Below are 22,207 nucleotides of genomic sequence, written 5' to 3'. Positions count from 1 at the left end.
GGCTACAGATCCCAAACAAAAAAACCACGAGCGTTTACACACCCGTGGCAACTTCAAGTTATCCGAAATAAAGTGAAGGCTGCACAGCATATGGAATATCGGTTGTTCTGCATCTCCTCCATTATCCAAACCTGCCCATTCTTCCCTCATCGACACAAAAAAAGCCACGGGTACGTCACCCGTGACTTTGTCTGAAGGTCATATCATTATTGCATCACATAAATAGGTCTATCCCTACCTGCTATGCCAAAATGAATGTGCCCTGATCCGTTCCGGAGACGCTGTTTTTATTCAAGTCCACGTATACTGCCGTTAGATTTGTCATTTAACATCGCCTCCCTAGTAGAATATGCCATCATGTTACACAGTCATGCATATAATTGTCAAGCCTATTTCGAATTGCATTGGAATTAGAATTGAATTGAGACCGCTCTTGACTTTAATTCACCTGATCCCAGCGGGTCCACATTTCACGTGGATTCAGCTCATACACTCCGTCTTCCCGGTACATGAACTGATGCATAATAAACTCTCGCCTCAGGGTGGCAAAATCCTCGTGATAATTCTGAATAAACGCATTGATCTCCTTCTCGCTGTACTTGCGTCCGAATTCAAGCTGCTCCACCAGATGCTCCAGCACAACCAGCTTTTTCTTGTATTGTGCCGGAATCTGGCGAAGCCGGCCATCCTTGGAGAAGAAATTTCTCATGATGGAGGCTTTAAGTGTCTCGTTAACATCGGTCATATCAGAATGCTCCTTTCTTTTGAAAATAAAATCAACCGAGGCCTGCGCATGCTCCCGGATAAACGAAGGGTTTAATGTGAAATACACCGTATTTTTCTCTCTCCGCTCCTGAATAAGCGCAGCTTCTCTCAGCTTGGCTGCATGATGTGTCACGGTTGGCTGCGACAGATTCAAACGCTCAGCAAGCGCTTGCCCATTCAGTTCTCCTTCGGACAGAAGCAGCAGCATTCGAAGCCGGGTAGGATCAGCCAAGGCTTTGTGATAGGCCACTATTTTCTCCAGCTGCATCGTTATGCACCTCTCCATTAATTAGATGATCATCTAATTTGATATTAGTCTATTGTTTTAGAGAAGTCAATCTTATCGTTTTTTTGATTTTTCTATTCATGCTCCTGCGTGAAAACTGGCATTGAAGTGTTATTTACGGTAGGATTATATTGCTTGCAATGAAGGAGGATTATGAACATGGAAGATGTCATTATTATTGGCGGAGGCCCGTGCGGTCTGTCCGCGGCAATTGAGTGTGAACGGGTAGGATTGTCAGCGGTTATCATTGAGAAACATAATATCGTACAGTCCATCTATCTCTATCCAACCCATATGCAGTTTTTCAGTACAGCCGAGCTGCTCGAGATCGGGAACATACCGTTCAGCAGTCCGAATGACAAGCCGTTTCGTTATGAAGCACTTGCCTATTATCGCAAAGTCGCCGAACATTTCGGCCTGCGCGTTCATAATTATGAGGAAGCCCGTGAGATTCAGCGCAAAGAAGATGGCACATTCGAGGTACATACAGTTAACCGGCGCGGCGAAGCTATTGTACATCAAGGTCGTCATGTCGTTGTAGCGACAGGCTACTTTGATCACCCGAATTATCTCGGTATTCCCGGGGAAGAGAAGGAAAAAGTAACACACTACTTCCGTGAAGCCCATCCATATACTCGGACACGCGTAGCCATTATTGGTGGAAGCAATTCTGCCGTTGATGCTGCCATGGAGCTTGTCCGGGTCGGAGCACACATCGATATGGTCTACCGAGGCACAGGTCTGTCCGACCACATTAAACCTTGGGTTCGTCCATTATTCGAAAGCATGGTGCAGAAAAATCGCATTACACTGCATCTCGGCTCACGGGTAAATGAAATTCTGGATGACTCGATTCGCATCGTACACGCCGACGGTTCAGAAAGCGAACTGGACAATGACTTTGTGCTCGCCATGACCGGATTCAGACCGGATCGCCAGCTGCTGACTTCCATCGGTGTAGAAATGTCCGAAGATATGGATAAACCGGTGTACAATCCGCAAACGATGGAAAGCAGTGTACCTGGCATCTACGTCGGCGGTGTTATCGCATCCGGGCGTAATGCCAACGAAGTATTTATCGAGTCAGGTCGCTGGCATGGACGATATATTGCAGAACATATCATTAGCAAGTCAGAGCAGATGAACAGCACATCAGGCGCTCAATCCGGGGAGCAATGAAATCAATGGACTTGACCTCCCTCCTACTGCTGGGGTTTGTCGCACTTGGCATCATCAGCAGCAATACCCCGGTGACTGTTGCGATGGTATTTTTGCTGCTGCTCCGTGTGCTGAATGTCAATCAGGCCTTTCCATGGCTTGAAAAGTACGGCCTCACTGTGGGTATTATCATTCTGACGATAGGTGTCATGGCACCTCTTGCCAGCGGTAAGATCAGTCTGCAAACGGTCGGTGAATCGTTCCTGCACTGGAAATCACTGCTGGCTATTGGCGTAGGCATGCTCGTTGCTTTCCTCGGCGGACGAGGTGCTTCGCTGATGACTACACAGCCCACTGTTGTAGCAGGCCTGCTGATTGGCACTGTTCTTGGTGTTGCCTTGTTCAAAGGGGTACCGGTCGGACCGCTGATTGCAGCAGGTATTCTGGCCATGTTATTGGGCAAATCCTGAACCGCAGCATAACCATGTACACTTTTGCGGATTGGATGTATTTCCCACAGTTGTATGCTATACTTCTATTCATGCAATTCAGGTACATGCATCTGATGCAAGGAAACATCATCTTTCTCCTTGTCAGATGAATTCATCAACGACAATTATCGTCCTCAGGAGGATTCAGGAACCATGTCACGTCCCTTTGTTACCGAAGCCGTGATGGTGGCCATCTACGGTCAATTACTTGCGCCACCAGCGCCTGTTGAATATATTGTTCCTTACACCACCATCCTTGAATTATATGAATTTCAAAGCAGTGCTGATCCGATGATGGATAATCCTGCAGATGACCAGCACGTTAAAACTAAAATCGGTGAAATGATCTCGTACTTCGAGGAACCTCTCAACAAGAAAAAAATTGAACGAGCGCTATCTGTTCCTTGGGCCAAAAGCCCTGCAATCCTGTTCGGCGACCAGGTATCCCTTACGATTATTAACGCGATGGATACTGCACAGTTTGGAGAATTCTTTGATCCCATTGAGACAGAGCTGCTGCTCACCTCCCAACGTCTGGGCATTCCAATTTTAACGGATCAGGTTGAATTGATTGCCCGAATTATCGAATCGGAATCTCCGGTACAGGTATTTGATATTGATGATTTTGATTTTGCAATGGACGATGAACCGCTCGATCAAGTGTGATTCGACTTTTCAGATGGTCTGGACAAAAGGACGGAGCAGATGAACTGGATCATACAGTTGAGTATGTTTACGATAAACGCCAAAAGACCTCGGTATCCACTTTTACAGCGGACATCGAGGTCTTTGATATATTCAGGATTCAGAAACAAAGAAACTCATATCTAACCAATTTCTCAAACCTGAATTCTGAGCGAGTACATTTGATGTGATCTCTGAAAAAAAACCTGCATGGATTTTGTTTTGATTTTGGAATAAGCAACAAGATAAGTTCAATCTGGCGCTTGTACTGCAAGATCTGAACGCTCCAGCAGGGTTTTACTGATTCCATTCATAACTGGCAATGCGGCCGGGTCGAAAAACTTCAATCCCGCATCGCTGTTCACTCTTGCCTCCACCAGATCATCCTGAACGATCCGGGCATGGAACAGGGCAATAACATCATATTCTTCATCCCCGTTGGCATGCACGTGCCGCAGCTCCGGGCCAGAATATAACGCACTAAAGGTCATGAAATCCGTTGTCCATCCTGTTTCTTCCCACAGCTCACGATGCGCAGCCCCTTCAATCGTCTCACCAGGACGCATCTCACCAACAGGCAGACGCCAATGCCCCTGTTCGGCATGCTGGATGAGCAGCAGCTCACCCCGTTCATTTGCAGCCATAATAGCCGCTTTGACCACAATATTTGCCCGCTTGGCAATATATTGGCCTATATCTCGCGCTGGCAGATTCACTCCTCATCCCTCCTTCCAGTAAAAGACGGTGGTCAACAATAATATAATATAGTCCTGGTCCGGGCTAAAATGTATGATGGCAACAGGTTTCGGAACGGAAACACCTCTGTGTCGATTGAACCAAATCCATCAGCTCTAAAGAATCCTGCTCAAGCGGCTTCGGCAAAATTTAAAACGATCCAAGTGGCGCCAAGTCCTCTTCAAATCCTGTTCGAACCCTCCCAACCTCTATTTCGAGTCTGATCGAATTCCACTCCAATTTCGGTACAACGTCAGTCAGTGAGGAGTTGTAGAGCTTTCAAAGTAATTCACCGGCTAACGATCACCAGAAACCTTAATTGTACACTTTTTAGCCGTTTCCGATTCTAACGATTTCCAGGAACCTTATTCTCTCTGCAAATGGGATAAAACGCATCAAAACAGTCCATTTGCAGGAAATAAGGTCTGTGCGGATCGTTAGAATTCAAAAGAGTTAAAAAACATACAAATAGCGTTTCCTGAGATCGTTAGAATCATCTAACTGATGCCAGAAGAGGGGTAGCCATGCATAGCCTCGAATTGCCTTGGGTTGCCTTAGGTAGCTTTGAATTTCCATGGATTGCTTTGAATTGCCTTCGCTTCTTACTCTGTGCTGTTTAGTGTTTGAACTGTTAAGTTTGAACAGTTAAGTTTCTACTGCACTTCTGTGTAACGGTATTCAATGTCATGGCCTTCATCAACGACATCGACATGCAGCTGATGCCCCTTCAGATACCAGTAATCGTGATCCTCCATAAAAAACTGAATGCCGGATACTTCAGTTTGTTCGGCAGGATGTTTTGGCTTTTCCACGGCAATTCCGAGCGAAAATCCCGGGTGAAGACCTCCGCCAGAGCTGTATCTTGCAAAGAAGCGGATGCTGTCTCCTTCATTCAGGTTCAATTCTTCTTTGTACCAACGAGCAGCTTGTTCGGATACATGTATGGTACTCATATGCTGTCAGCTCCTTCTGTATATATATGTTACATCATATCGCTAGAGCGTCCTGAACACAAACCCTGTGAATCATGCACAGGCGTATTATCTTGTGAAAAATGTTTGACAGATCGTAAAACGCGGTGGTAAGATGCAAACATACGAGGTCTACATTGCATTAATTTCCATTAACAAGAAAGGGTGATTACGGTGTTTAACAGACATAAGCTGGTTCACATTCACACACAATTAAATACCGGAGTATCCCCGAAATCATTATTTCGTTCATAAGACAGCACTTCAGGTGTCTTTTTCAAGACCCTTGTGAAGTTTGCTCACGATAACCTTATGTACGGCGGTGGCTCTGCTCTCGGAGTCATGCTGCCGTATGAAGAAATCAAGACATACCGCCTGCGTGCGGTGTGTCTTTTTTTGTGGGTTAAAAGGGAGATAAACGTGCATTTCAACAAATTTCAACTGTTATTTTGAACGAAAACTGCATTTCTTGGATATCGAAAGGAAGGGATAACACTTGTTCTCTGTACTTAAAAACCTGGCCTGGTTCTTCCGGCTGGAACGCAAAAGATACCTGATTGGTGTCATTTTGCTCATTTTGGTGGGCATCGTCGAATTGCTGCCCCCGCGCCTGCTGGGGAACGCCATCGATGAAATCGTGCGCGGCTCCATTACAAGCGCTTCATTAACCCGTTACATCCTGCTGATTCTCGGGACCGTTATCTTTATCTATCTGACAACGTACATATGGATGCACAAACTGTTTGGCGGAGCCAACCTGGTCGAGCGGCTACTGCGCTCCCGCTTCATGGACCATTTGCTGCGGATGACACCTCCCTTTTTCGAAAAAAACAGAACCGGGGATCTGATGGCTCGCGCCACCAACGATCTTCGTTCCATTGCAACGACCGCAGGCTTCGGTATGCTTACCCTGACAGACTCGACAGCGTTTCTGCTAACCGTGCTGTTCGCCATGGGTTTCCTGGTCAGCTGGAAGCTGACTTTGGCAGCCATCCTTCCCCTGCCTTTTATCGCAATTGCCATGATGATCTACGGTAAAGCCGTACATCAGCGTTATACACTGGCACAGGATGCTTTCGGCGACATGAACGATCAGGTCCTCGAATCGATTGCTGGCATCCGCGTTGTACGCGCGTACGTTCAGGAGCGACTGGACGAGAAACGCTTTGCGGATGTGACGGAAGATGTATATCGCAAAAATCTGGCCGTTGCCCGTATGGATGCGCTCTTCGAGCCAACGATTCGGTTATTCGTAGGACTCAGTTATGTCATCGCACTCGCGTACGGCATTTATCTTGTATTTCATAATGAAATTACCCTGGGGGATCTCGTATCGTTCAACATGTACCTGGGGATGATGATCTGGCCGATGTTTGCCATTGGCGAATTAATTAATCTGATGCAGCGCGGCAGCGCTTCCCTGGACCGGGTGAATGAAACCTTGTCGGTTGAACCCGCTGTGCAGGATCGCGAACAGCCTGTTCATATTACGAAGCCGGATGAAATTGTGATGAAAGATGTGACATTCCGCTATCCAAGCTCAACCGTGGATAATCTCAGTCATATCAACGTTGCGCTACAGCGCGGACAGACACTAGGCGTTGTAGGACGTACAGGAAGTGGTAAATCCACACTTCTGAAGCAGCTGCTACATGAATATCCGACCGGCTCAGGCACACTCAGCATTTCAGGACATTCCATTGAGGATATTGCCAAGGATGATCTGCACAGCTGGATTGGATACGTACCGCAGGAGCAAATCCTGTTCTCCAAATCTGTTCGCCAGAACATTCAGTTCGGCAACCCGGACGCTTCGGATGACGTCATTATGGAGGCGATTCGTACCGCTGCCTTTGACGGTGATCTTGGCACGCTGTCTGACGGCCTCGATACCCTTGTAGGTGAGAAAGGCATTGCCTTGTCAGGCGGACAGAAACAACGGGTATCTCTGGCACGAGCCTTTATTGCTGAACCGGACATTTTGATTCTCGACGACGCCCTGTCCGCCGTTGATGCACGAACAGAAGCTAAAATTATTGAAAATATTCGCAGCAAACGTGCGGGTAAAACAACGCTGATCTCGACTCACCGCCTGTCCGCCATTGAACATGCCGATCGGATCATCGTGCTGGAGCACGGGAAAATTACAGAAGAAGGCACTCACCAGGAACTGCTCGCCAAGAACGGCTGGTACCGTGAACAATATGAACGGCAACAGGTGGAGTCCAATCTGTCCACGTAGGAGGTCAACGCATTGAAGTCTAATACAGGTAAAAGGCTGCTTCAGTATGCCTTGAAAGCCAAAGGCACATTTATCGCTGCCTTGATCATGCTGACGATTGGTGTTGCGGCAGAACTTGCCGGCCCCTTTATCGCCAAATCCATGATTGATAATCATCTGCTCGCCATTGAGCAGCCATTCTATGAGACTGCATCTTCCAAGGATGCTGCGGTCTATCAAGGAAAACTTTATAAACGTGAAGGTTTGTTTGCACCCGACGAAAACAAAGGAGCCGAGGTGCGGGTGCTGCAAGCCGGTAAAAGCTTTTATTTTGTAAACGAGCCTGTCAGCGCTCCTGACGGCGACCGCACCTATGCAAACGGAACGTTAACCGTGACCCGCTCAGGTGAAGTCGTTGGGCAGTACGCGGCTGCTCCGCTGTCCGCTGGTGAACTGTTTGCTTTCTACAAACCCGAGATGCCGGGCATCTATCAATTGATTGTGTATTACCTGATCTTTCTTGTGATCTCCATTATTATGGAGTTTGGTAAAACCTTCTGGCTGCAATCCTCTGCCAACAAGGTCATTCAGCGGCTTCGCAATGATGTGTACGCACACATTCAGCGGCTGCCAGTGAACTTTTTTGATAATCTGCCCGCAGGTAAGGTGGTATCACGCGTTACAAATGATACCGAGGCGGTCAAAGATCTTTTTGTCGCCGTGTTATCCAACTTTTTCTCAGGCATCATTACGATTACAGGGGTATATATCGCTCTGTTCCTGCTCGATGTTCGCCTGGGTCTGATATCGCTGTTTGTTGTGCCGATGCTGATTGCATGGATTGTGCTCTATCGCAAATTTGCTACGCGATACAACACAATCATTCGCTCACGACTGAGTGAGATCAATGCCATCATTAACGAATCCATTCAGGGCATGTCCATCATTCGTGTCTTCCGGCGCCAGAAGCAAACCCGTCAGGAATTCGAAGAACTGAATGCAGATTATATGAAACATCAGAACAAAATGCTCAACCTGAACGCCTTTACCTCCCATAACCTCGTTAATGTCCTGCGGAATATCGCCTTTGCGGTGGTTCTGTGGTACTTCGGGACAGGTGCCATCACGGGCACAAGCATCATCTCACTTGGTGTACTCTATGCCTTTGTCGATGTTCTCGGTCGGTTGTTCCAGCCGATCATCGGCATGGTGAACCAGCTTGCGAATCTGGATTCCTCTCTGGTCTCCGCCGGACGTGTGTTTGAGCTGATGGACGAAAAGGGAGAACCCGTGACGGATGGCTCTATGCCAAGATATAAAGGGAATGTCGTGTTTGACGATGTATCATTTGCATATAAAAAGGACTATGTGCTGAACAACATTTCGTTCAAGGCATCGCAAGGGCAGACAGTGGCTCTGGTCGGTCATACCGGTTCAGGCAAAAGCTCCATCATCAACCTGCTCTTCCGGTTCTATGATCCGCAAAAAGGCAAGATTACGATTGACGGGCAAAATGTCAAGGAACTGCCAAAACAGTGGATTCGGGAGCATATGGGCATTGTGCTGCAGGACCCGTATCTCTTCACAGGCACGATCGCTTCCAACGTCAATCTGGGTGACGAAAAGATCTCTCGTGACCGCATTGAACAGGCACTTCGTGATGTGGGTGCTGAACGAATTCTGGCTCATCTGCCGCAGGGCTTTGACGAGCCGGTTGTCGAGAAAGGCGCGACGTTATCTGCCGGACAACGGCAGCTGATCTCGTTTGCTCGCGCACTGGCCTTTGATCCGGCAATTCTTATTCTGGATGAAGCCACCGCCAACATTGATACGGAGACGGAAGCATTGATTCAGAACGCACTGGAGGTCCTCAAAAAAGGACGTACCACCTTCATCATCGCTCACCGTCTGTCAACCATTCGCTCCGCGGATCAAATTCTCGTTCTGCATCGCGGCAGAATTGTGGAGCAAGGTGCACATCATGAACTGATGGAGCTCAAAGGCCGATATTACCAGATGTATCAATTACAGCAAGGTGCTCAAGGTGAAACCGTCATTGACGAGTCGGCTCAATCCGTGAACTCCTTCGGTACAGCCTCGGCATCGCTCGCAGGAGGGAAGGCTTAACCTACCCTGCCTGCACACATCCATTTGAATAAATACAACAAACCCGTTCTGTGCAGCAGCCTTCCGCATACTGTCAGAACGGGTTTTTGGTATACCCCGAAATATCTACTTTTCATCGAAGTGTACTGCCCGGCCTAAGAGCATGACTTCGTTCCATTATGGCTCATCCAGACTCCGTTCCTGTTCCTGCTCCTCCAGATTCGCAGCATGCATGCGTTCCAGGGCAGCCCATGCAGCTGCCGATTCAGCATTCAGACCCAGTTCTGCAATCCAGGCACCTGTATACTGCTGGAGGGTGATCTCCAGTTCCTGAGCCCGTTCCTTGAAGTCATCCAGTTCCTTGATCATACGTGAGCGGCCCTCCGGACTGAAGGTTTCATGAATACGTTCCTTGAAATAATGATGCACGATCCGATTGCGCTGCTGCCACAATTCATTCAGCCTGTCCGTTTCCTCTTCCGAGAACGTAAAATGATGACGTGCCTCATGAATCAGCTGTCCCAAAGAGCTGCTCATCTTCCGTTCATACAGTTCTTCTAACTCTTCCTCCGTCACCACTTTGCCCTGAGACATTTTGGTTAGCAGAATGAGATTAACCAGCTGCTGTTCCAGCGCTTGTCCATAATATACAGCCAAGCCATAGTAAGCAAACAGTTCTCTGGAGTGTTCGCTGTCCAGCATGAGGCCATTCTGGAAATCGGTGTTTTGCATAGGCGAGCGCTCCTTTCCATCCGTTCCTCATAAATGTTTATTCTGCCTCTATCGTACCCAAACAGAACTCAACATTCAAGCTGCCGGAAGCGGGAAGCGTTTAACCTCGCACTTCCCCTCTCTGCACATCACATCCGCTCGGGAGCCTGCACGCCAAGTAAAGACAAGTTGTACGCCAGACGTTCTGCCGTATATTCCGCCAGCTTCACCCGGAAACTTTTCACATGAGGTGCTGCATCTGCAATCCGCTCCGCGTGATAGAAGCGGTTAAAGGCTTGAGCAACGTCAATCGTATATTTGGCAATAACGGAAGGCTCGCTGCGAAGTACTGCTTTTTCCAGATAAGCCGGATAATCACATAGTAATTTCAGCAGTGACCATGAGGTATCGCCTGCTATAGCCCCACTGCTGTTCTCTGCACCTTCCTGTGTCCCGGAACAATCCTGTGAACCTGTCTCCGCAGCTTTAGCGAGCACACTTTGAATCCGCGCATGCGTATACTGCACATAAGGCCCGGTCTCCCCTTCAAAACTCACGGCATCCTCCAAGGAGAAGTCAACGTCGTTCAGCCGGTTGTTACGCAAATCCCCAAAGACGATAGCCCCGACACCCACCGCCTCGGCCACCTGTTCAGGGTGCTCCAGATTCGGATTTTTCTCCTGTATAATCTGCAGGGCACGAGCAGCGGCTTCATCCAGTACTTCCTGTAAAAAGATCACCTTGCCCCGGCGTGTTGACATCTTGCGTCCTTCAAACCGCATCAACCCAAACGGAATATGTTCACATTTTGCTGCCCATTCGTGACCCATTTTGGACAATACCGTAAACACCTGGTTGAAATGAAGCTTCTGCTCCCCGCCAACCACGTATACCAACCTATCCGCCTGCATCACATCATGACGATAAATCGCTGTCGCCAAATCACGGGTAGGATAGATCGTTGTTCCATCCTTCTTGATAATAAGACAAGGCGGCATGTTCTCTTCATCCAGCCTTACGACGAGTGCGCCATCACTTTCCTCCAGCAGCCCCTTGGCTTGAAGCTCCTCAACTACCGCACCCATCTTGTCATTGTAGAAGCTCTCGCCCAATGTATGGTCAAATGTCACATTCAAACGCTCATACATCCGGTTAAATTCCTGCATACTCACCTTCACAAAAAAGGACCATAAGCGCTGTGCTTCTTCATCACCCTGCTCCAGCTTGCGAAACCAGTCCCGTGCCTCGATCTCCAGGGTAGGGTCCTGCTCTGCCTCGTCATGAAAACGGACATACAGCTCAAGCGAGTTGCGGATCGGATCAGCCTGCAGTACTTCCTCGCTCCCCCACCGCTTATACGCTGCAATCTGCTTGCCAAACTGGGTTCCCCAGTCCCCCAGATGATTCACACTGACCGATGTATAGCCTGCCTCGTTATAGAGACGGTACAATGCTGCACCAATAACGGTTGAGCGCAGATGCCCGATGCCGAAAGGTTTGGCAATGTTAGGCGAAGACATATCGATTACAACACGTTTTCCTTGACCCAGCTGCAATTTTCCAAAAGTCTCGCTGCCCAGTTCTTCAAGCATTTGTGCAGCATATACATCCCGGTCAAAACGAATATTGACATAAGGCCCCGCAGCTTCGGCGTGCAGACCTTCGCCTTGCAATGCCCCTGCAACATCACTGGCAATAACAGCTGGTGCTTTCTTGAGTGTTTTGGCCAGAACAAAACAGGGAAATGCCACATCTCCCATCACCTCCTGCGGAGGTACCTCCATTAGTTTTAGCACGTCTTCCTGAGCAAGCCCGGTCAACGGTGCAATCCGGGCTGCTGCCTGTTTCATCAACACATCAAACACTCCTTCTCCAGTTTTGTCATGCTCCCAACGCTAGACGCAAAAAAGCTCTCGTCTCTTCAACAAGAGACGAGAGCTGTGTGAACAGTTCCCGCGGTACCACTCTAAGTGAACAGTCACCTGAATTGCATAAGGCTGCATGCCAAGTATAACTGATCCGCTCGGTGCAAATAACGGCTGCATGCCGGGATTACCCTCAGGGTCCATAGATCTCTGCTCTCGGAGAACATATACGGCTTCGGATAACCATCTCACGGGTGCGGTTCACTCATTTCATCCCATACCGGCTTACACCTGCCCCGGCTCGCTGTCTGGTTGAATCTGGGCTACTCTCCCGATCACTGATATTGCTGTATTGCATTCATTTCACATCATTATACATATCCTGGTCTGCCTTGGCAACCTGTATGCTGCTCATTGGCAGGAGCCAGTACGTTTTAAAATAAAGATTAGGCCACAGCAGCCATTAAACGGCAAGCTTCCGCACATTTACGGCACGCTTCCGCACAGGCTTGACAATGATCATGCTCATGTTTTCCACATACTGCTGCGCAGGCTTCACATGCCTTCACACACAACTCACAGATCTCACCGATAAAATCACTGCCGCGTGTCATCGCCTGTGCAGCAAATGCACAGATATCTGCACATTCGCGGTTCACACGAATGCAATCACGCAGCATCGCCAGATCATATTCTTTCAGGCTGGATATGTAACATACGTTGCAGGCATTCATGCACTCCAGGCAAGCATCGATACATTGTTGGTATTGTTGTTGTGTCATTTAAAGTTACCTCCCAGGCAAAGTTTGCTATGCTTCCTAATACCCAATACGGAGGAACTTTGAACCATAAGTTTTACTAGGACGTTTTTTTGAAAGCGTTTATATCGCAGTTGTTTTAGAGCTTTCTTAACACCATTAATTAGCCATTTTTGTCGTTTTATTTTAGAGCATTCGCGGTTCAGATCCCTTAGCTTATTCGTTGATACTTACGGCTTCCAGTTCCAGCAATTGCTCTCGAATACGTGTCTGATCAAAATGTTCACCGATAAACACGGCAACATTCGGTACATCACCCTGTGGTGTAATTTTCATGTAATCGGACTCACGGTATGCATACTGGAACCAGAAACGGCTGGCCGTATCGCTAAACGATAATATGCCCTTCGCCCGGTAGATGTCACGTGGCAGGGCCGCCACAAACTGTTCAAAAGCCTCACTGTTCACTGGCTCCTTAAAATAATGCGTGTAAACCATCACATGTTCGTGTGAAGTATGCGGCTTGGAGGAATGCTCATGGAGATGCCCTTCTGCATGGTCATGGTTATGGCTGCATCCATGCGTATGGCAAGCTTCTGTATGCACATGAGACTTGGCTGCATGTTCTGATTCGGACGCACCACCCGCTTCGGCGGACTGCTGGATGTGAACGTCAGTACCGCTATGAAGCAAATGCTCCACATTCACTTCACATCTGATCGTAGGAATGACGGGGGCAAAGCCATTCCACTTGTTCAACAGCTGCTCCAGCTCCTGAAGCTCCTGTGCCTGTACACGATCCGTTTTATTCAGCAGCAGCACGGATGCACAGCGAATCTGCTCTTGCATCAGCTTGAAGGTTTTGCCCTTCTGCTCCGAGTACAAGCCTGACAGATGAGCCGCGTCTACCACGGTGATCAAACTTTTCAGTTCCAGACGCATGTACAGCGAAGTTTCGGTTACAGCATCCAGAATCTCCATCGGATTCGCTGCGCCTGTCGCTTCAATGACAATGACATCCGGCGACTCCTCTTGAACAAGATCAGCCAGCTGAAGTCCCAGATCGCCACGCACCGTGCAGCAGATACAGCCACCCAGCATTTCTGTCATCGGGACAGTTTCATCCACGATCTGACCATCCAGATTTACCTCACCCAGCTCGTTCATTACGACAGCGGGCCGCAGGTTCTGCTGTTTCCAGTGTTCGATGAGTTTTACGAGCAACGTCGTTTTGCCGCTTCCCAAAAAGCCTGACAATATATATACAGGAATGCTTTGTTCTTTTTCTACGATCGTATTCATTCTTTACACACCCTTCTGTCAATCATCAAAATTCTGAATCTGAGCTTACTCTATCTAGCGAGTGTACACTATCCGTCAAATGTTCTGCAATATGCTCGTTCCAATCGCCCATCTGCAGTACTCCATTGCCTGATTCACCTGAATGGTCTATGCTATGAGGACATGTGTATTCAAGGAGGTTACGAGATGACCAATTCAGTCGAACAGCACAGACAGGAGGCTCCGCCAACGGTAGCCTGCATGATTGTTACTGTCTCGGACACACGCACCAAAGAAACCGATACCAGCGGTCAGCTGATGCACCAGCTTTTGCAGGAATCCGGTTATCACGTAGTGGAGTACATCATTACGCCGGATGAGACAGAGCGAATTCAAAGCATTTTGCAGAACGCTTCTGTACGAGAGGATATTGAAGCCGTGCTGTTAAGCGGCGGGACAGGCATTGCTCCCCGAGACACTACATACGAGGCCGTATCTTCGTTGCTGGACAAGGAGCTGCCGGGGTTTGGAGAGATTTTCCGATACCTGAGCTTTACGGAGGATATCGGTTCTGCCGCTATTCTGAGCCGGGCTGTTGCGGGAACGATTGGTCGGACAGCTGTATTTTCCATGCCAGGCTCCCGCGGGGCCGTCAAACTGGCGATGGAACGCATAATTTTGCCAGAGCTGCGCCATGTCATGCGTGAAATATACAAACCCGTCTGATGTTTCAGACGGGTTTGTCATTTTATTTATTTTGGCCTAATTGATCAAGCACCTGCCCAAAAACCTGCATGACATCCCGTTCATACACATCTTTCTCTCCGCCGGAAGCCGTATAAACAAAGGATACATGTCCTTGGCTGCGAATTGTGGTTTTGCCCAGTGCATTTTCCAGAACCGCATGATCTCGGCGCTCGCCATACATTTCCTCCATGCGTGCAGCCCTGGTTTGAGCATCGCGATAGATATGCACTTTGATGATATGCCTTGCACTGCCGTTTAATAAATACATGTAGGTCATGCCGCCATCGCCATCATCTTCAAACATGTTATTCATCAGTTTAATGTGTTTCGCATCGAAACCTGCTGTCAGTTCCCGTGCTAATGCACCGTTTAAACCATGACCCTGCTGTTTGGCTCGAAAATTACCTTCCGTGGTTGCTTGACCATTATACAGCTTTCGCTCCTGTTCAATGGACGATGTTGTGCAAGCGGTCAAAGAGGCTGCGCAGAGCACCACAACTCCACCAATGAACATGATCCGTGTTACATTAAGCCACGCTAGACCCAGCCTGCCCGTCTTCACTTTTTGGTCTTTTCCTGCTTTTCGATTTTGACTGCCATTGCTATCCATACTCAAAAACATGCACATCTCCCTTTCCATAAGCCACAGCAGCGTGACTCTCTCAGGTAGAGTTAGCATGTCTAAGAGATAAACATTTTATTCCAAAGAAACTATTCCGAGCAGATTCGCACAACGGTACGACCGACTGCCCCACCCTTTAATATGTTCTCCAAAGTATGCGGCAGCTGCTCCAATGTAATCTCCTGAACACCCAGTGCAAGCGCCTGATCCGGTTTCCATTCTCCACCCAGCTTGGTCCAGATTCGTTCTCTCCTTGCCATTGGACAGTATACAGAGTCAATCCCGATCAGCTGAATGCCGCGCAAAATAAACGGAAATACCGTCGACTCAAAACCACTGCCTCCGGTTAGACCAGATACCGCTACTGCCCCTCCGTATTGCACCTGCTTCAATCGCTCTGCGAGTGCCGGACCTGCTGTCGGATCAACGACAGCAGCCCACTGCTGCTTACCCATTGCTCCCTTGATCGGTGCATCCGCTTCTTCACGTGAAATGACTTCAGCTGCTCCCAGACTGCGGAGAAGGGCCTCTTCCTGCTGCTTTTTCCCCGTGCTTGCAGTCACCGCATAGCCAAGCTTGGAAAGAATGGCAATCGCCATACTGCCCACCCCGCCGGTCGCTCCCGTAACCAGAATTTTGCCCATCTCCGGCGTAATGCCCGCATGGATCAAGGCGTCCACTGAGAGTGCTGCAGTAAAGCCAGCTGTTCCTATGGCCATCGCTTCCTGCTCACTCAAGCCTTGCGGCAAAGGCACCAGCCATTCACTCTGCAAACGGGCATATTCACTGTAGCCACCATAATGAGATACACCGGGTTCAAAACCGGTGCTAATCACCCGATCACCAGGTGCAAACCTTCCGCTTACCGATTCTTCAACCGTTCCGACCAGATCAATGCCAGGCACCATCGGATACTGACGAACAACCCCGCCTTTTTCAAGTATTGCGAGGCCATCTTTATAATTCACACTGGAATAGTGCACCTGCACGGTAACATCACCGTTCGGAAGATCCTCCTTTTTCAGCTGCTCTATGCTGGCAGTGACTCCCTCTTGGTCATGTTTGCGAATCACATAGGCTTGAAATTGCTCTTTCATCTGTATCCTCTCCTTATTGTTGTTCAGATTCTGTAAGTAAATATAACAATGGCCCCGCAAGCGGCAGCAGACCTAACCAGGCCCAGTAACCTGTACGCCTGTTATCTCTGGCATCCCGAAAGATTGCAAGGGTGGACAACAGCGTTAGTACCCCAAAATCAATCGTCATAATATGCACAAACGAGGACTGATTGAACGCTTCCGCATAACGCTCTGGATTCCCCTGGTTTACGGCATAAAAAGCCAGACCCAGCGTTAATAACAACAGTATCAGATGGGTCAGTCTGCTGGCGGCCACTCGCGCAATGCCCGTCTCGTTGCGTTCAACAGAAGGCGAGTGTTCACTAGCACCTGCTTCATAAGCCGACCCTGTTCGCGAAGGGGAAGTCCACGCATAGTAGGGCAGCAATGCAAATGCACCCAGCCCGAAAGAAAACAAGACAAAAGGCCAAGCAGGAACATGTTTTCCACCTCGTGCCCCTCGGATCCTCACTGATTTTCGCAGCAAAAGACAGGCATAAACGACAGGGAATATACCTAGCCACGAAAACACGGTCAGTAGCCAAGGCTCCTTGCTTTGCAATGTAAGCAGCTCCTTAAATACCGGATCATTCCCCGGGGAATTTCCCGGCGCGATAAACAGTGCATACACGATAAAAGCAAGCCAAAGCAGCCAAAGCATGTATCTCATACACATCCCTCCTCACCCTTTTCATCCCCTGCTGTCAGCAGATTGAAACAGGATCATCTCAAGGACAAGGAGCTGTTCATCGTCTTCCATCTTTTAAAAAGCATATTTCAAGATGATCTGGCGGATTTCAGCATATCGGCAACGTATTTCGGAATGTGACGGTATTTGGCGTTTCCTGCGCTTTCCCGAGAAATAATATACCTCATCTTGCCTCGAACCTCTATGAAGCTGCACACATGTCATTGTTGCAGAGGTGTTGTACTTATCGCCTAGCGTGGTTCATATGAAAAAGGCATAAGCCAGGCTTCGTTTGCACTGGTTATGCCTTCTGGATGTATGCTGTAAATCCGTTCTTTCATCTATTCTTCGTTAGATTTCACATGTTCAGCAATCAGCTTCTGCTTCATATTCCATGCCGCCGGGCTGATGTTCACACGATAAATCTCCGGGTTCAGCTTCCGTTGGTACTCCGGCCAGAACAAGTTTAGCTGTTCCTTATGGTATGCGCGAATTTCATCGAGCGTAGGCAGTTCATATACTTTGCGACCATTAACAAAGATCGGCTCCAGCATATTCACCGCTTCATAGCGGGTAACCGTCTTTTTGAGGTAAGGGTGGAGCGGATTGAACAGCTTGAGCGGTCCGCCTTGAAGCGGCTGCTCTTCACCCGGATAGCAGATATAATCTGCTATCGCCTTGCCGTGCTTCGGATCGATGATCCGAAAAACCTCTTTTTTACCCGGAGTGGATACCTTCTCGGGATTGGCGGATATTTTCAGCGTCGGCAGCATCTCGCCGTTCACTTCACGCTCTACCAGCTTGTATACACCGCCCAAAGATGGCTGGTCTGATGCGGTAATCAATTGTGTACCGACACCCCATGTGTCGATTCGAGCACCTTGAGCTTTCAAGTTGAAAATGGTATTTTCATCGAGATCATTCGAGGCTACGATTTTCACATAATCCAGTCCGGCTTCATCCAGCATCTGCCGAGCCTGAATAGAGAGATAAGCCAGGTCACCGCTATCCAGACGAATGGCGTTCATCTTTTTGCCCTGACTCTCCAGCCATTTCGCTGTTTTGATCGCATGAGGAACACCGCTGTTCAGTGTATCAAACGTATCCACCAGCAGCGTCACCTGATCGGGCAGCACTCTTGCATACGCATCAAACGCCTCCTGCTCGGTCATAAAGCTCTGCACCCAGGAATGTGCGTGTGTGCCCGCTGTCGGAATGCCAAACTGTTCACCCGCCAGCATATTGGATGTGGCATGGAATCCGGCAACATATGAAGCACGAGCGCCCCAGATCGCAGCATCCGCTTCTTGTGCACGGCGTGTTCCGAACTCAAGCAGCGTATCCTGCTGTGCGACCTGTTTAATGCGGGAAGCCTTCGTAGCGATGAGTGTCTGGTAATTCATGAAGTTCAGGATGGCCGTCTCGACCAGTTGTGTCTCCATAATGGTGCCTTCAACCCGAATAAGCGGTTCGTCAGGAAAAACAATTGCACCTTCCTTCATGGAATGAATCGTTCCCTGGAACGAGAACTGAAGCAATTCCTCCAGAAAGACCGGATCATAATTCTCTTGTTGTTTGGATAAAAATTTGATGTCCTCCATCGTGAAGCGAAGCTGGCTGATATAATTCACAATACGCTCCAGTCCGGCAAATACGGCATATCCGTTGCCAAAAGGAAGCTTGCGGAAATAGGCTTCAAATACCGCCTTCCGTTTATGTGTACCATTAACCCAGTGCGCATACATCATGTTGATCTGATATTTATCCGTATGTAAAGCCAGGCTTGTTGTCTGCATTTGTCTCATCCTCTCTGACTTCCGCTCGTTCTCCAGATCCATACCTGAATACGGGCTTAAAGCTGATTACACCGCAATACTCGCTGACGAATCAGGCCAAAATCGTTTCACTTGCCTTAACCACCTGTGCACCCATACTGGAACGGAAATGACCAAGCGCCCAGTCATGCCCTGCCGGGTTAAAGCTCGCTACGGCATCTTCATAAATCGTAATATGAAATCCTTTGTTATAGGCATCCACAGCAGTATGCAGCACACATATGTCGGTACATACCCCGATCAGTGCAATATCGGTAATGCCCCGTTCACGCAGCTTGAGTTCCAGGTCTGTGCCGCAGAACGCGCTGTATCTCGTTTTATCCATCCACCGAATCTCGCTTTTGCGCTTCTCCATCACCTCGGCCAAACGACCATACAGCGCTCTGCCTTCCGTACCACGAATGTTATGAGGCGGGAAAAGCACCGTTTCCGGATGGTACGGATCATTGGCTTCATGCAGGTCTACAGCCATCACGACTTCGTCTTTGTTATTACAGTATGCCTCCGTAATCGCCGCAACCGTCTCCTGAATATCAACCGCAGGCTGACCTACAGGCAGCGCACCTGTAACAAAATCCCGAGTAAAATCAATAACAATTAATGCTTTCATCGTCCACACTCCCTTGGTTTGAATATGGTTGAATGCATTTTCCGTGTCTTACGTGTAAATTGATAAACGAGGTACAAGCTCGGTAAACCTGTACAGCTGTGCCGGGCGCTGAGAGTATTGATTGGAGCTGACCAGATTGCCCTCCTCATCACGCACTTCCTCGACAATGCCTTTACGGCTGCGTGTAGAAGTAATTTTACGAATAAAATTAGGCTCTTCGAAATCCGGCACCACACTCTGGATAACCTGATATAATTCACTTAACGTAAAATCACGTGGCAGAAACTGTCTCGCAATCGTGGTCTCCAGCATCTGCTGCTGTATCCGTCTGTACGCATCTTCAATGATCGTTCTGTGATCAAAAGCCAGCTCCAGCTCTTCCAGCGCTTCCTGAATGGTAAACAATCCGACATCCTGGGCATCATCCGCTGCCTGTCGGTGTTCAAGCATCCATTCCTCTACAAGAGCGAAAAACGCGTGTGAGATGATCCAGCCCCTTGGGTCACGTCCCGGTTGACTATACACGTTCAGATACTCCAGGTGTCCACCGTCAATGCCGGTTTCTTCCATCAATTCTCGCTTCGCTGCGCCGTATATGGACTCATTCTCTTGGCAAAAACCGCCAGGCAATGCCCATCGCCCTGCAAAAGGCCAGCCCTTACGTTTAATTAACATCACCTTCAACTCCCGAATCGGGAGGGTTTTCGTTACCGTCTTGCGTTCCCTCTTCGTCAGCGTGAACATAACGATGTCCGCTGGAACCCCATCCGGGGTGCGATATTTCTTGGAGCTGTAGTTTCGTGCTTCCATTTCATCCTGATCTGGTTCCGTGTTAACATGTTTGTTATTTTCGCTCATGGGCACCACCGACTATTTTCATTTTGATAATCTCATTATGACATAATAATATCTTTTGTCAACCGATGATTCAAATTTCTGTCTTCAACCTCTCGGTTTTGCTACACGGAATGTTGCTGTAGCCATACATCCCAGCGTTCCTGATTCATCCCGCACCTCGGATTGAGTTGTGATGCTGCGTCCTGCCTGATGCAGCACACTCGACGTTACGATTAATTCACCCTGTCTCATCAGCGCAAGAAAATGCACATTCAGGTTAGTTGTTACGCAACCATCAACCTCCATTGCTGCTGTGGCGACCATTCCCATCGCCTGATCCATCAATGAGGTCAGCACACCACCATGAATGATGCCCATCGAATTGGTATGATGCTCTCCCGCTGTGAGCGCAATCTGAACCTCTCGGCTACTGCCTTTAATATAACGACATCCAAGAAATCCCCAAAAACGACCGTCTCCGTCTTTCACCATTTTGTCCAAAATGCTCATGTTTCATTTCTCCTTTTGCCGCTTGTTGTCTGACCAGCTCTAGTTGTCATTATATTTATTCGTTAATACGTGTGCTGTTCACATGTACTGTATGCCTCTGCATGCGCCACACGTACCCAAGACCAAATAACCCCACAGCGTGGAGCATGACCCTTCAATCTTTCTGATGTGTGCAGATGATCGCCGCTCCGTACCTGTAACTCGATTAGTTTACCTGATGCGTGCTTAGCTGGGCACGCCGATGTCAAAAAAGGCGCGGACTACGTCCGCACCCTTCCGTTCTTTTAACCGCAGCTGGTTGGAGGTGAATCCGTTCCGGCTTCGACATTGACTTTTTCGGATACTGTATCCCGAATGACAGAAATGACAAGCTGAAGCAGATAATTGATATCACTTTGACTTTGCTGGAATTCAGTCACTAAAGGAATGCTATCCAGTTCGTTTTGCAAGTCATCAATTTCCTGCTCAATTTTGCTAACCATCGCACTATTGTTGAAGCTTTCAAAAGCAACAATTTCCTTCTGCTTTTTCTTGATCGTTGCAATCAATTGCTGAATGCGCTCATGATCTCGAATTTTGGCCTCCGCCTGCTGGAACTGCTTCACTTCCTCGCTCGTTCCGAGCATGTCCGCCAGTTCTTTGGCCTTTCCCATAATGTCGTCGCGTATAACCAGATTGCGCGTATCGTAGGTAGGCATTCCATAATGGTTGTACTGCACTTCTTCCTGCGCCACTGAGATCGCTCCATTCGTATGAGATGATATAAGATGAGAATGCGGTTAAACCCTTTGTTTGGACTTCGGCTTGGGTAGACGCTCCGGGTTCGGATCGTTCTTCCGATCGCTGTTATCCCCGAATTTTTCTGATCCCCTTCTCAAAGGGGAAAATCCGCGGATAAAGGCGCACGCTTCGCTTCTTCAGAATCGATTCCGACCCTCCGCTACAGCAAGCCAAAGTCCAAACCTGATATTTAACCTGAAACTCTCATCCTGTTCGGTGAGTTTTGTATAGTACGGCTTGGGTAGACGCTCGGGTTCGGATCGTTCTTCCGATCGCTGTTATCCCCGGATTTTTCTGATTCCCTTCTCAAAGGGGAAAATCCGCGGATAAAGGCGAACGCTTCGCTTCTTCAGAATCGATTCCGACCTCCGCTACAGCAAGCCGATGTCCATACCTGAGATTTAACCTGAACTCTCATCCTGTTCGGT

21 protein-coding genes are annotated in these 22,207 nt (G+C 48.5%); 6 read left to right on the top strand and 15 right to left on the bottom strand.

All coding sequences use genetic code 11. The features are described from left to right. Positions 1 to 439: 439 nt before the first annotated feature. Positions 440 to 1,033, bottom strand: a complete 594-nt coding sequence (locus HNR77_RS02485) for a DUF2087 domain-containing protein (protein ID WP_184180389.1) — start codon at positions 1,031 to 1,033, stop codon at positions 440 to 442. A gap of 177 nt (positions 1,034 to 1,210) precedes the next feature. On the opposite strand from HNR77_RS02485, the gene HNR77_RS02480 reads away from it, so the two are divergent. From HNR77_RS02480 to HNR77_RS02470, 3 genes are all read left to right on the top strand, one after another. Then, entirely contained in the window at positions 1,211 to 2,230 is a 1,020-nt protein-coding gene (locus tag HNR77_RS02480; protein ID WP_184180387.1) for a YpdA family putative bacillithiol disulfide reductase, read from the top strand. A gap of 5 nt (positions 2,231 to 2,235) precedes the next feature. Next, on the top strand, positions 2,236 to 2,679 hold the full coding sequence (locus tag HNR77_RS02475; protein WP_184180385.1) for a DUF441 domain-containing protein: 444 nt from the start codon (positions 2,236 to 2,238) through the stop codon (positions 2,677 to 2,679). Between the two features lie 174 nt (positions 2,680 to 2,853). Continuing rightward, positions 2,854 to 3,366 carry an ADP-heptose synthase gene (locus HNR77_RS02470; RefSeq protein ID WP_111268950.1) on the top strand — a complete coding sequence of 171 codons (513 nt, stop codon included), beginning with the start codon at positions 2,854 to 2,856 and terminating at the stop codon, positions 3,364 to 3,366. Between the two features lie 269 nt (positions 3,367 to 3,635). Here HNR77_RS02470 and HNR77_RS02465 read toward each other — a convergent pair whose 3' ends face one another. Continuing rightward, on the bottom strand, positions 3,636 to 4,100 hold the full coding sequence (locus HNR77_RS02465) for an NUDIX domain-containing protein (protein WP_184180383.1): 465 nt from the start codon (positions 4,098 to 4,100) through the stop codon (positions 3,636 to 3,638). Between the two features lie 672 nt (positions 4,101 to 4,772). Continuing rightward, on the bottom strand, positions 4,773 to 5,072 hold the full coding sequence (locus tag HNR77_RS02460) for a HesB/YadR/YfhF family protein (RefSeq protein WP_184180381.1): 300 nt from the start codon (positions 5,070 to 5,072) through the stop codon (positions 4,773 to 4,775). A gap of 514 nt (positions 5,073 to 5,586) precedes the next feature. Between HNR77_RS02460 and HNR77_RS02455 the strand changes: the two genes are divergently transcribed. Further along, positions 5,587 to 7,332 (top strand): ABC transporter ATP-binding protein, encoded by a 1,746-nt coding sequence (locus HNR77_RS02455; RefSeq protein WP_184180379.1) that lies wholly within the window; start codon positions 5,587 to 5,589, stop codon positions 7,330 to 7,332. A gap of 12 nt (positions 7,333 to 7,344) precedes the next feature. Then, positions 7,345 to 9,438, top strand: coding sequence for an ABC transporter ATP-binding protein (locus HNR77_RS02450; RefSeq protein ID WP_184180377.1), 2,094 nt, complete (start codon positions 7,345 to 7,347; stop codon positions 9,436 to 9,438). Positions 9,439 to 9,594: 156 nt separating this feature from the next. On the opposite strand, the gene HNR77_RS02445 is transcribed toward HNR77_RS02450, so the two are convergent. The 4 genes from HNR77_RS02445 to HNR77_RS02430 all read right to left on the bottom strand — a co-directional run bounded on the left by HNR77_RS02445 (position 9,595) and on the right by HNR77_RS02430 (position 14,053). Then, positions 9,595 to 10,149 (bottom strand): hypothetical protein, encoded by a 555-nt coding sequence (locus HNR77_RS02445; RefSeq protein ID WP_184180375.1) that lies wholly within the window; start codon positions 10,147 to 10,149, stop codon positions 9,595 to 9,597. Between the two features lie 128 nt (positions 10,150 to 10,277). After that, the gene (gene argS, locus HNR77_RS02440; protein ID WP_397365960.1) at positions 10,278 to 11,984 is read right to left on the bottom strand and encodes an arginine--tRNA ligase; all 1,707 of its coding nucleotides are present in this window, start codon (positions 11,982 to 11,984) and stop codon (positions 10,278 to 10,280) included. 455 nt (positions 11,985 to 12,439) lie between these two features. Further along, a complete protein-coding gene (locus HNR77_RS02435) occupies positions 12,440 to 12,775 on the bottom strand; it encodes a four-helix bundle copper-binding protein (protein ID WP_184180373.1) in 336 nt (111 codons plus the stop codon). 192 nt (positions 12,776 to 12,967) lie between these two features. Next, a complete protein-coding gene (locus HNR77_RS02430) occupies positions 12,968 to 14,053 on the bottom strand; it encodes a CobW family GTP-binding protein (protein ID WP_184180370.1) in 1,086 nt (361 codons plus the stop codon). Positions 14,054 to 14,239: 186 nt separating this feature from the next. On the opposite strand from HNR77_RS02430, the gene HNR77_RS02425 reads away from it, so the two are divergent. Further along, positions 14,240 to 14,758 (top strand): MogA/MoaB family molybdenum cofactor biosynthesis protein, encoded by a 519-nt coding sequence (locus HNR77_RS02425; protein ID WP_184180369.1) that lies wholly within the window; start codon positions 14,240 to 14,242, stop codon positions 14,756 to 14,758. A 22-nt stretch (positions 14,759 to 14,780) separates the two neighbouring features. On the opposite strand, the gene HNR77_RS02420 is transcribed toward HNR77_RS02425, so the two are convergent. The 8 genes from HNR77_RS02420 to HNR77_RS02385 all read right to left on the bottom strand — a co-directional run bounded on the left by HNR77_RS02420 (position 14,781) and on the right by HNR77_RS02385 (position 21,697). Further along, the gene (locus tag HNR77_RS02420; RefSeq protein WP_184180367.1) at positions 14,781 to 15,395 is read right to left on the bottom strand and encodes a hypothetical protein; all 615 of its coding nucleotides are present in this window, start codon (positions 15,393 to 15,395) and stop codon (positions 14,781 to 14,783) included. 95 nt (positions 15,396 to 15,490) lie between these two features. After that, positions 15,491 to 16,498, bottom strand: a complete 1,008-nt coding sequence (locus tag HNR77_RS02415; RefSeq protein ID WP_184180365.1) for an oxidoreductase — start codon at positions 16,496 to 16,498, stop codon at positions 15,491 to 15,493. Between the two features lie 13 nt (positions 16,499 to 16,511). Then, positions 16,512 to 17,189 carry a hypothetical protein gene (locus tag HNR77_RS02410; protein WP_184180363.1) on the bottom strand — a complete coding sequence of 226 codons (678 nt, stop codon included), beginning with the start codon at positions 17,187 to 17,189 and terminating at the stop codon, positions 16,512 to 16,514. Positions 17,190 to 17,548: 359 nt separating this feature from the next. After that, positions 17,549 to 19,003, bottom strand: coding sequence for a nicotinate phosphoribosyltransferase (locus HNR77_RS02405; RefSeq protein WP_184180361.1), 1,455 nt, complete (start codon positions 19,001 to 19,003; stop codon positions 17,549 to 17,551). A 91-nt stretch (positions 19,004 to 19,094) separates the two neighbouring features. Continuing rightward, the gene (locus tag HNR77_RS02400; protein ID WP_145402742.1) at positions 19,095 to 19,652 is read right to left on the bottom strand and encodes a cysteine hydrolase family protein; all 558 of its coding nucleotides are present in this window, start codon (positions 19,650 to 19,652) and stop codon (positions 19,095 to 19,097) included. A gap of 48 nt (positions 19,653 to 19,700) precedes the next feature. Further along, positions 19,701 to 20,462 (bottom strand): NUDIX hydrolase, encoded by a 762-nt coding sequence (locus tag HNR77_RS02395; protein ID WP_184180483.1) that lies wholly within the window; start codon positions 20,460 to 20,462, stop codon positions 19,701 to 19,703. A gap of 132 nt (positions 20,463 to 20,594) precedes the next feature. Beyond that, the gene (locus tag HNR77_RS02390; protein ID WP_184180359.1) at positions 20,595 to 20,999 is read right to left on the bottom strand and encodes a PaaI family thioesterase; all 405 of its coding nucleotides are present in this window, start codon (positions 20,997 to 20,999) and stop codon (positions 20,595 to 20,597) included. A 284-nt stretch (positions 21,000 to 21,283) separates the two neighbouring features. Further along, a complete protein-coding gene (locus HNR77_RS02385; RefSeq protein ID WP_221443664.1) occupies positions 21,284 to 21,697 on the bottom strand; it encodes a YlbF/YmcA family competence regulator in 414 nt (137 codons plus the stop codon). Positions 21,698 to 22,207: the final 510 nt, after the last annotated feature.

Origin of the sequence: Paenibacillus sp. JGP012, from assembly GCF_014203995.1 — a bacterium.
In the GTDB taxonomy this organism is placed as follows: Bacteria; Bacillota; Bacilli; order Paenibacillales; family Paenibacillaceae; genus Paenibacillus; species Paenibacillus silvae.
The sequence above is the reverse complement of the archived record's forward strand: the minus strand, read 5'-3'. Positions and strand labels throughout refer to the sequence as shown.